Here is a 10,086-nt window from a genome sequence, read left to right as displayed (position 1 = left end):
CGTCCGTTCCGGGGCGGCGGGGGCGGCGTCGCGCGGGGGTTGCAGGGTGAAGTCGGATTCCGCCGGAGCGGGAGCGGGTGCGGGAGCCGGAGCCGGAGCCGGAGCCGGAGCCGGGGCCGGAGCCGGAGCAGCGGGGCCCGGGGGAGCGGAGCCGGGCGCGGTCCCCGGAGCCGGGGCTGCGCCCGCTCCCGGCGGAGGCGGCGACGACGCGGACCCCTCGGCGGGGCCGCCCGCCGGGGCCTGCCGCCCGGTACCGCACACCCCGCAGTACCGCTCGTCGGTACGCGGGGCCTCCCCACAGGCCGGACAGGAGACTTGATCACGCTGCGGCATCGTCACACCCATGTTCTCGGGCGGAGGCGGTTGGCCGTCTCCACCAGTTCGATCCGTTCTCCACTGGTCGCCGCCAACCGGGCGAGCACCCGGTACGAGCGTTCCAGTCCCAGTCTGACGCCGGTCTCGTTCAACGGTTGGTCCGGCATCAGTCGTTCCTCTCCCGTATGGTCCCGGTCGTCCCCGACGCGACCCGCCAGCAACCAGTCGAGCGCCGAACCGAGCACTTCACAGGACAACCGTTCGGCCAGTGCCGGTTCCAGGCCCTGTTCACGGAGCAGGGTGAGCTGACCGGCGGCGGCGCGCAGATCCGGCAGGAGAGGTTCGGTGGGTGCCCGCTGGCGCAGCCGGGCCCGGACGCCCGCGACGCGCGCGGCGGTCCAGTGGGCCGAGGTGTCGGGGACCGACTCCAGCGCGCGTACCGCGCCGGTGCGGTCACCCAGGGCGAGCCGGACGCGCGCGAGGCCGAACCCCGCGCTCACGTGGCTGGGGTCGGTGGACCACACCAGCTCGTAGTAGTCGGCGGCGTTGTCCAGCTGGCCCAGCTGCTCGGCGCAGACCGCCAGCGCCAGCTTTGGCGCCGGCTCGCCGGGGAACGCGTCGTAGACGGCGTCGAAGGCGAGCGCGGCCAGGTCGAGGTCGCCGTCGTCGAGCGCCAGCAGGCCCCGGTGCCACACCACCCGCCAGTCGTCGCCGTGCTCGCGTGCCAGGCCGGTGAGGACGCCGTCCGCCGCCCGGTGCCACGCCGAGCCGGTGGCGGGGCCGGTCGCCAGCTCCAGCAGCGCCCGCACCTCCCGGAGCGCGCGCTCCACGGACTCCTCCGGGGCTTCGCCCAACGCGGCCAGCAGGTCCTCCGGCTCGGTGGCGACCAACCCGGCGATGAAGCCCGCGTTGGGGTCCTGCGGATCCACACGAGGCGCGGGGAGCGCCAGCGCGGTCAGCCGCAGGTCGGGGTGGTTGGTGGCGGGAGCGTCCGGCGGACCGCCCGGCGCGGGCGGCGGCAGCGGCCGGACGGTGGTGCGGCGGCGGCCCGGGGTCCGCTCGCCCAGCACGGAGACCCGGCCGTCCCCCGGCGGCAGCAGCTCCGGGTCCACGACACCGGTCTCCGGGCCGAACATCGACGAGGCGGCGGGCCGGGGCCGCCCGGTGCGGAGCGCGACGATCTCCCGGAGCACCCCCGTCAGCTGGTCGGACATCTCCGCGGCCGAGGCGAAGCGCCGTTCCGGGTCGGGGTCGGTCGCCCGGACCAGCAGACGGTAGAAGGACTCGTGGCGACGGAAGACGCCGACCGCGTCGGGCGCGGGCAGGCTGTCCGCGTACGGGCCGCGGTAGCCGGAGAAGTCGAAGGTCAGCACGGCGAGGGTACGGGCCACGGTGTACAGGTCCGACGCCACCGACGCGCCCTGCTCGGGGACCTCCGGCGCCTGGTAGCCGGGCGTGCCGAAGACGGGGGAGCGCCGGTCGTCGGTCCGGCGGACCGCGCCCATGTCGATGAGCTTCAGGTGGTTGCCCTGCTGGATGGCGTTGTCGACCTTGAAGTCGCAGTAGAGCAGGTTGCGGCTGTGGAGGTGGCCCAGGGCGTCCAGTGCGGCGAGACCGTAGGCGCAGGCGGTCTCGACGGGCATCGGGTCCCGGCGGCCGTCCGGGGTCCGGCGCGCGTTGGCCAACTCCTTCAACGACCGGCCGCCGACGTACTCCATCACGATGTAACCGTCGCGGCTCCCGGTCCTGCGGTCCACGTGCTCCACGAAGTTGTAGACGCGCACGATGGTCCGGTGCTCGATCTCCGCAAGGAAGCGCCGCTCGTTGATCGCCGCGGTCATCGCGTCGGCGTCACCGGAGTCGAGCAGGCCCTTGAGCACCACCCAGCGGTGGGACAGCGCCCGGTCGCGCGCCAGGTAGATCCAGCCGAGCCCTCCGTGGGCTATCGGGCCGGCCACCTCGTACTGACCCCGCAGGACGTCGCCGGGCGACAGTTTCGGGACGAAGGAGAACGGGTGCCCGCAGACGGTGCAGTACCCCTCGGCCCTGCCGGGGCCGCTCTCGCCGGACCGCCCCACCGGGGCACCGCACTCCGAACCGGAGCAGTAGCGCCGGTGCTCGGGGACCTCGGGGTTGCGCAGCACGGCCGCGGCCGGGTCCGGTCGAGGCACCTCGGCCACGGTGACCAGCCCGGCGCCCAGCCGGGACCGGCTGCTGCGCGCCCGCCCGGACCGTCCGCCGCGCACCGACACCCACCAGCCGCCGGTGGGCTCGGTCCCGCCGGTCCGCGTCAGCCTGCCGGGGACGGACCGCCTCGACATCTGCGAACGCGAGGGGCCCAGCAGCGCCGCCCGCCCGTCGGTGCCGCCACGGGCGGAGGGCAGCGACGCCGCGGCTGCCGGGCCGCCGCCGGAGAGCGAGCGGTCGGGGTGCTCGGAGCGCTCCGACCACGCCCTGCCGCCACGGCGTTCCCGCCGCCCGCCGGGTTCCGGCACGTCGCCCGGTCCGTCCCCGGTGTCCGACTGCGGCACCGGCACCGGCACCGGTTGAGGCGCCGACTCCGGTTGCGGCACCGGCACCGGCTTCGACTGAGACTGCGGCCCCAGGTCCGACTGCGGCTGGGACTGGGACGGGGACTGCGGCTCGTCACCCGACTGCGGCCGTGGCCCCGCCCCCTCATGCCGCCCCTGCGTCGGGTGCCGGTCGGGCCAGCGGCCGTCCCCGGCGCCCGCAGCCGCTCCGCAGACCGTGCAGCGGAGGCCGGCGGCGGCCACCGGCTCGCCCGCGCACCCCGGCCGGGCGCAGCGCCCGCCGGGTATCGCCGCCTCGCTCATCCCGCCTCGCCCCCCGCCACCTCGGTGTCCCGTTCCGCCGCCGCCGACGGTCGCAGCGTCGCCTCCTGGTAGGTCCGCACCAGCTGTTCGGCCGTCCGCAGGTTGCACGGCGCGCTCCACAGCGTGCGGCGGGCCGCGTCGTACAGCGGTGCCGACTCGACCGCACCGCTGCCGAGGCGGGCGGCCTTGGCCCGGTAGGCGTCCAGCCGGCCCCGCAGCTCGGCGCGCACCGCCAGCGGTGCCGTCACCGCAGTCAACGCCTCCCGGGCCAGGAAGAGTTCCTCATCCGCTCGGTGTTCCAGATCGGCGAGCAGCGGAGCCAGCCGCGCCCAGCGCCGAGCCCGGCGGTGGGTCACCGCGGTGGCCAGTCGCTCCTGGAGCGCCGCGACCGAGCCCCGTACGTGGGGCACCTCCCAGGCAGCGATCTTCGCGAGCACCTCGCCGCGCGCCGTGCGTGCCTCCGCCAGCGTCCGGTCGGCGCGGGAGAGGACGTCGCGGACCTGCGCCAGCCGTTCGTCGGCGTCGCGGTGGACCGTGATGACGTCCTCGACCTCCCGCCGCGCGTCCTCGACCGCCCGCTCGGCCCGGTCGAAACCGGAGGTGTCCACACGACCGCCTCCCGGCTCGCTGCTGCCGCCCACCGGCCGCCACAGTGCCAGCGGGTCGCCCGTCGCCCGTGCGCGCAGCTCCGTCAACTCCGCGCTGACGCCGGCCAGTACGTCGGCCGCCGGGTGCTCGCCCCGGACCACCCCCACCGAGCGGGCCAGCTCCGCGATCCGCCGCAGCTCGGCGGTGAGCAGTTCCACCCGGGCGGGGAGCGCGGACCAGACGGCGTCGACGGCCAGCACCACCTCCAGCACGTCGGCGTAGCCGACGTTGGTCCGCGCCACCAGCTGCTCCCAGCCGAGGCGTTCCGGCGCGGCGCCGGGCTCCTCCACCGTCAGGCAGGCGCCCGTGAGCAGTTCCGTCAGTTCCACCAGCTCGCCCCGGCCCGGTGTGCGCCGCAGCGCGCGGACGGCCTGGGCGCGTTCCAACGTCGCGCGGCCCGTGCAGTGCCACCCCCACAGCCGCGCCAGCAGCCGGTCGGCGTCCTCCCAGCGCGTGCGCGTGTCGCCGGTCAGCTCCGCCCCGGTCAGCAGCCGTCGACCCGGGTGGTCGCGGAGCGCCAGCAACGAGGTCTCGACCGCCGCCATCTCGGCGTCCAGCCACGCCAGCCGGGCATCGGCCTCCGCTGCCTCGATCACCTCGCCCCCTCTCCGTCGCGGTACCGGGGGGCCGGTGGCTCCGGCGACTCCTCGTCGGTGTGGTCGGCCAGCCAGCGGTCGTGCGACCGCCGCCAGGCGCTCTGCCCGCCGCCCGCGGTGTACTGCGCGAGGACCGCGTTGACCCGCCGCACCAGGTCGACATCCTGCCGTCTCATCGCCACTCCGTAGACCTCGCGGGTCAACTCCTCGCCGACCGCGGCCACCGCCGGGTCCTGCGCGGCGTGGCCCGCGGCCAGGGCGCCGTCGGTCATCAGGGCGTCGGCCTCGCCGAGTTGCACGAGGACCAGGCAGTCGATGTGACCGGGGGCGCGGACGAGCTCGATGTCCAACTCCGGCCCGCGCTCCTCCAGCAGGGCCCGTGCCGTGGTGGTCTCCCCACTGCACACCCTGCGGCCCCTGAGGGTCTCGTCGAAGCCGGTGATCTTTGCCTCGCCCGGCGCCACGACGCGCTGACCCGTCTCGAAGTAACCGTTGGAGAAGGCGACTTCCCGCCACCGGTCGCAGGTGACGGACATCGCCCGGACGACCATGTCTATCTGGCCCTCCGCCAGCAGCCGCTGTCGTGCGTCCGTGGGGATCGCCCGGAGGACCACATCGGGGTCGGGGCCGAGCAGGTCCTCGGCGATCGCCATCGCGAGGTCGATGTCGAACCCGGCGATGTCGCCCGTGTCCGGGGTACGGAACCCCCACAGGTAGCTGCCCTGGTCCACTCCGACGATCAGCCGTCCGCGCTGCTGGACGCGTCGGACGGCCTCGCCCGACGCGCCGGAGGGCCGGTAGCTCGCGGACGCGTCCAGCCCGTCCGCGCACACCTCACCGGTCGTGGAGACCGGCGGCAGCGGCTCGGGGCGGTCCAGCGCGCCGGGGCCGCTCGGCCGCTCGGCCGTGGCACCCGGTGGCCGCTGCGCACGGTCCGCAACTCCGCCCTCGTCCGCTCCGCCGCCGTCAGGCGGGAGCGCCGACAGCAGCACCGCCGCCCCGAGTGCCGCCCCGGCCGCCGCCACCCCCACTGCCGCCGCCCGTCTGCGGAGCCGCCCGCCGCCGCCCCCGCCGGGCCCAGCCCCGTCGGGGCGTCCGGCGCCGTCACCGTGGTGCGGACCGGACGTCACCGGACCCGGCGGCGGCCTCACCGGTACTCCGAGAGCCGTCGCCCGACGCCCAGCAGCGCGGCGGTCGTGGCGCCGACGGCCAGGGTGACAGCACCCTCCGGCAGCCGGTCGAGCCGGGCCCGCCCGGTGTCGACGGCTTCGGCGAACCGCTGCCGTTCGTGGTCGAGGGCCGCCCCCAGCGCGGTGTCGAGCCGGTCGAAGGACTCCCCGGTGGACCCCGCCGCGCCGACCACGCGTTTCACCGCCTCCTCGTAGGCGCCCGAGTCCTCGGCCTCCATCGCCGCCGCGTTCCGCTCCCGCCACTCCTCTGCGTGCTCGGCCACGGTCGCGAGATGCGCGCGGCCGACGTCGTCGCCCGCGGCGGCCTCGGCGTCCGCGACCAGCCCGCCCGGCGCCTGCGGCGACCCCAGGACGGTGTCCATCCGCGCCCGGTAGCTGTCCGCGAAGGACGTGCCGGCGCCGCGTGCCACCAGCGCCAGGCTCTCGTGCCCGCGCGCCTGGAGGCTCTCGGTGCGGATCCTGGTGAGCAGCTCCAGCGACCTGGTGCCCGTCCTCTCCGCGTCGGCCAGAGGCGGGCCCGACAGGGTGTGGGCGACGGCGAGCCAGGCGAGGAGCAGCCCGGTGGTCGCCGTCGCGACCAGCAGCCCGGGGTTGAGAACGCGGTGGGTGCGCCGGTAGTGCCGGTGCTGGGCCCAGCCGAGCACCGCCAGTACCAGCACGCCGCAGGCCAGCGCCCCCCACGGCCGGGCCCGCGCCTGGGTCAGGTCCTCGTGGAACCGTTCGTGTTCCAGCTGGTGGAGGCGTTGCGCCGCGGGCAGCAACACCTCCTGCATGTGCGTGTCGGCGTACCGCAGGTAGGCCCCGCCCAGGGGGAACCCCTGCCGGTCGTTGGCGCGGGCCGTCTCCACCAGACCCGTGTAGACGGGCAGTTCCTCCCCGAGGAGCCGGATCTCCTCGCCGGCGTCGTCGGAGCCGACCGCGTGGGCGGCGGCCTTCAGCAGGCGGTGGGTGGCCTCGCGGATGTCGTCCTCGTACCGGCCTCGGGCCGGCAGCGGCGTCTCGCCGTCGGCGAGGAAGCCCACCGCGGCCGTGGTGTTGGCGTCGGCGAGCGACCGGTACAGGGCCGCGGCGTCAGCGCTGAGCGGCTGGCCCTCCTCCAGCACCGCGGTCGCGGTGTCGACCCGGGACGACACCTGCCAGGCGGTGACCGTGCCGAAGGACATCAGCAGCAGGGCGAGCAGCGCACCGACCACGCGGAGCCGGCCCGGCTCGGTCCGGAGGGCGGCGCGCAGCCGCACGGCGCCCTCGACCAGCGCGGTCGGCCGGGGCGGTGGCGGCAGGGGGACACGGCGGGCCCGGCGCCGTCGCGGCAACGCCGCGCGCGGGTCCTCGCCGTCCGCCGCGGTGCCGGGGGCGTCGCCGGCAGGGGGTGCCTGCGGCGTCGTCGACGGCAGCGTCACGGTCCGGGCCCTCCCCCTCGGCGTGTCGCCGCGGGTCCCCACAACACGGCGCTCGCCCAGCAGTATGACCGGTGGCGACGCTCCGGACACGGGTTCGTCCGGGATCTTCTTCCATTCGGGATCTTCCCCGCCACCGCCCGCCCCCGTCCCGCGGGTACTCGGCGGCAGGGTGGAGCGGGGCGCTCCGGGTGGGAGCGGGCAGGTCGGACCACCAGGGGCGCAGTCCGCCAGGACCCCGCGTACCCCGGCCGTCACCTCGCCCCGCCCCACCGCAGCGCCGGCCGAGGCGTCGGGGGTCCTGCCGGTCGGTGCCGGTCGGTGGCGCCGTCCGGCGGGTTCACCCCGCTCGGAGCGGGGTCACAGACGCAGCCCGAGGTGGACCGCCCCGGGGCGGGCGCCGGGGGCGGTGAGCGCCGTGAACCCGAGCCGGTCGTAGAAGGCGCGGGCACGGGTGTTCTCCGGGTTCACCCCGAGGTGCACACCCGGCACCCCGCGCTCCCGCAGCGCGTCGAGGTAGGTCTCCATCAGTGCGCGGCCCAGGCCACGGCCCTGTCCCTCGGGAAGCAGGTCGATGTGGAGGTGGGCGGGGTGGTGCTCGTCGAAGGCGGGGATGTGCATCCGGTCGGCGTGGTGCAGCAGCTCCCGCATGGACGCGTCCGGGCCCTCGTCCCCGTCTCCGGGGGCGGGGAAGCGGTCCGCGACGGAGGGCAGCCACTCGCGGCGGAACCGGTCGAAGAAGGCCCCGCTGTCGGCGGTGCCCAGGACGTACCCGATGACCCGCTCGCCGTCGTCGGCGACGAAGACCAGCGAGGGCTCCAGTTCGGCGTAGGGGGTCGCGAAGATGGCCGGAAGCACCTCGGGGTCCGCGTAGTGGCCCCGGGCGTCCTCACCGCCGAGGCCGGTACGGACGCACACGTCGGCGAGCCAGGCGCTGTCGGTGGGACGGTAGGGACGCAGGACGGGCGCGGTACGTGACATGCGCGTCATCCTGCGGGAGCCGGGGCGGCGGACACAAGGCGCTCGCGCACCGGCGGGCGGACGGGCCGAACCGCGGTGTCGGCAGCCCCCGACCCCGCTCGCCCCCGACGTCCGCGGGCCGTGGCGTCGCACGGCTGCGCCGGGCGGAGCCCTGTACCGCGCGGACGCGGCTGTGGGGTTCCCGTCAGGCCCCGGCGGGGGCGCGGGCCGCGCCCTGCCCGGGCTCCGCCCCGGCCGTGCCGCCGCGCAGCTTGTCCAGGGTGATGCCCGCCGGGTCCACCTGCGGTATCCCCTCCGCGTCCAGCAGTTCCTTGATCCGCAGCCGCAGCACGCGCCCGACGGCGGGACCCTTCCCCGCCGGGACCTTCACGGTCGCCTTGATCACCTGCGAGTCCATGGAGACCGACTCCAGACCCAGGACGTCCAGCGGTTCCCAGAGCAGTTCGTCCCAGGGCGGGCTGGTCGACAGCTCGGCACCGGCGCGGGTCACCAGCTCGACCACGCGGGCGGTGTCCTCCGAGGCGCGGACCTCGACCTCGACGGCCGCCGTCGACCAGCCCTGGCTGAGGTTGCCGACCCGCTTGATCTCGCCGTTGCGGACGTACCAGATCTCGCCGTCGTCCGCGCGCAGCGTCGTCACCCGCAGCCCGATCTCCTGGACCTCGCCGGTCACCTCGCCGGCGTCGATGCGGTCACCCACGCCGTACTGGTCCTCCAGGAGCATGAACATGCCGGTCAGGACATCGGTCACCAGGTTGCGGGCGCCGAAGCCGATGGCGACGCCGACGATGCCCGCACTCGCCATCAGCGGCCCCAGCTCTATGCCCAGCTGGTCGAGGACCATCAGCGCCGCGGTACCCAGGATCAGCAGCGACGCCACGCTCCGCAGCACCGAGCCGATCGCCGCCGACCGCTGCCGCCGCCGCTCGGGGTTGACCAGCAGACCGCGCGTCGGCCCGGCCGCCCGCTCACGGCGGCTCATCCGCACGATGACCCGGGAGATGGCGCGCCGCACCACCGTCTGCACCACGAACGCGATCACCACGATCAGCACGATGCGGAGCCCGGTGGCCAGCCACCCTTCCCAGTTGGCCTCCAGCCACCCGGCGGTGCGCGCCGCGCGTTCCGCCGTGTCGGCGAGGGCGGCGGAACGCGGCCCGTCCGGCGGGACCTGGGCGGTTGGTGCGGCCGGCGCCCGACCGGGCGCGGCGGTGACGGCGGTGACGACGGGGACGGAAAGGGACGCAAGCACCCGATCACGGTAGGCGAGCGGTCGGATCCACCGGCGGGACGAGGGCCGTGAACCGGCCAGGTCAACCGGTGTGTCGGCTGGTTGCGGGCGTCCCACCAGCGCCGCGATGTCCGGATGTGGACCCCGACACATTCCCGTTCGTGGTGGCGCTGCCGCCCGTCCCCGTTGGACACTGTGGGAGATCGTCCCGGCGCGAAGCCACGCGTCGGCGACGGAACGGGAGGCCGCTCGTGCCACATGTCCTGGTCCTCAACGCCTCGTACGAGCCGCTGGGCGTCGTACCGGTCCGACGCGCACTGGTGCTGCTGCTGCACGACAAGGCGGTGGCGCTGGAGCACAGCGGCCTGCTGCTCCGGAGCGCGACCCGGGTGATACCGGCCCCCAGCGTGGTGCGGCTCAAGCGGTTCGTCCCGGTGCCCTACCGCAGTGCGGTCCCGCTCACCCGCCGCGCGCTGTTCGCCCGCGACGGCGGACGGTGCGCGTACTGCGGGGCGGTCGCGACCAGCGTGGACCACGTCATCCCCCGCAGCAGGGGCGGCGCGCACGCCTGGGAGAACGTCGTGGCGGCCTGCCGACGGTGCAACCACGTCAAGGCCGACCGGCAGGTGGCGGAGCTCGGCTGGCGGCTGCGTCACGCGCCGGGACCGCCCTCCGGGCTCGCCTGGCGGATCATCGGCACCGGCCACCGCGACCCGCGCTGGATGCCCTACCTGCGGCCCTACGGCGCCGACGAGGCGCTCGCGCGGTTCGAGGGCACCCCGCTGTGAGCCGGGGGCGGACGGCCCCCCCCGGCTGCGGCCGGCCTCCGCTGCCGCCCACGCGCCCCTCGCTCTCTGCGCGCCCACCCGCCCCACCCCGGCCCCACCCCGGCCC

General features: G+C 76.0%; 7 protein-coding genes. 1 reads left to right on the top strand and 6 read right to left on the bottom strand.

Going from position 1 to position 10,086, the window contains the following annotated elements; translation table 11 throughout:
* Positions 1 to 335: 335 nt before the first annotated feature.
* The 6 genes from HCJ92_RS18735 to HCJ92_RS18710 form a co-directional block, all read right to left on the bottom strand.
* Entirely contained in the window at positions 336 to 2,636 is a 2,301-nt protein-coding gene (locus tag HCJ92_RS18735; RefSeq protein WP_420824741.1) for a serine/threonine-protein kinase, read from the bottom strand.
* A 509-nt stretch (positions 2,637 to 3,145) separates the two neighbouring features.
* Positions 3,146 to 4,390: a hypothetical protein gene (locus HCJ92_RS18730; protein ID WP_167934779.1), complete on the bottom strand. Its 1,245-nt coding sequence runs from the start codon at positions 4,388 to 4,390 to the stop codon at positions 3,146 to 3,148.
* The gene (locus HCJ92_RS18725) at positions 4,390 to 5,523 is read right to left on the bottom strand and encodes a transporter substrate-binding domain-containing protein (protein ID WP_167934777.1); all 1,134 of its coding nucleotides are present in this window, start codon (positions 5,521 to 5,523) and stop codon (positions 4,390 to 4,392) included. The genes HCJ92_RS18730 and HCJ92_RS18725 overlap by 1 nt, the downstream gene beginning before the upstream one ends.
* 17 nt (positions 5,524 to 5,540) lie before the next feature.
* The gene (locus HCJ92_RS18720) at positions 5,541 to 6,983 is read right to left on the bottom strand and encodes a hypothetical protein (RefSeq protein WP_167934776.1); all 1,443 of its coding nucleotides are present in this window, start codon (positions 6,981 to 6,983) and stop codon (positions 5,541 to 5,543) included.
* 357 nt (positions 6,984 to 7,340) lie between these two features.
* Entirely contained in the window at positions 7,341 to 7,961 is a 621-nt protein-coding gene (locus HCJ92_RS18715) for a GNAT family N-acetyltransferase (protein ID WP_167934775.1), read from the bottom strand.
* A 184-nt stretch (positions 7,962 to 8,145) separates the two neighbouring features.
* A complete protein-coding gene (locus tag HCJ92_RS18710) occupies positions 8,146 to 9,213 on the bottom strand; it encodes a mechanosensitive ion channel family protein (protein ID WP_338054252.1) in 1,068 nt (355 codons plus the stop codon).
* A gap of 230 nt (positions 9,214 to 9,443) precedes the next feature.
* Here HCJ92_RS18710 and HCJ92_RS18705 point away from each other — a divergent pair, with 230 nt between their 5' ends.
* Positions 9,444 to 9,980, top strand: a complete 537-nt coding sequence (locus tag HCJ92_RS18705) for an HNH endonuclease (RefSeq protein WP_167934773.1) — start codon at positions 9,444 to 9,446, stop codon at positions 9,978 to 9,980.
* Positions 9,981 to 10,086 lie beyond the last annotated feature (106 nt).

Origin of the sequence: Streptomyces spiramenti (assembly GCF_012034385.1) — a bacterium.
In the GTDB taxonomy this organism is placed as follows: Bacteria; Actinomycetota; Actinomycetes; order Streptomycetales; family Streptomycetaceae; genus Streptomyces; species Streptomyces spiramenti.
Note: the sequence above shows the minus strand (reverse complement) of the source record. Positions and strands in the feature narration are given on the sequence as shown.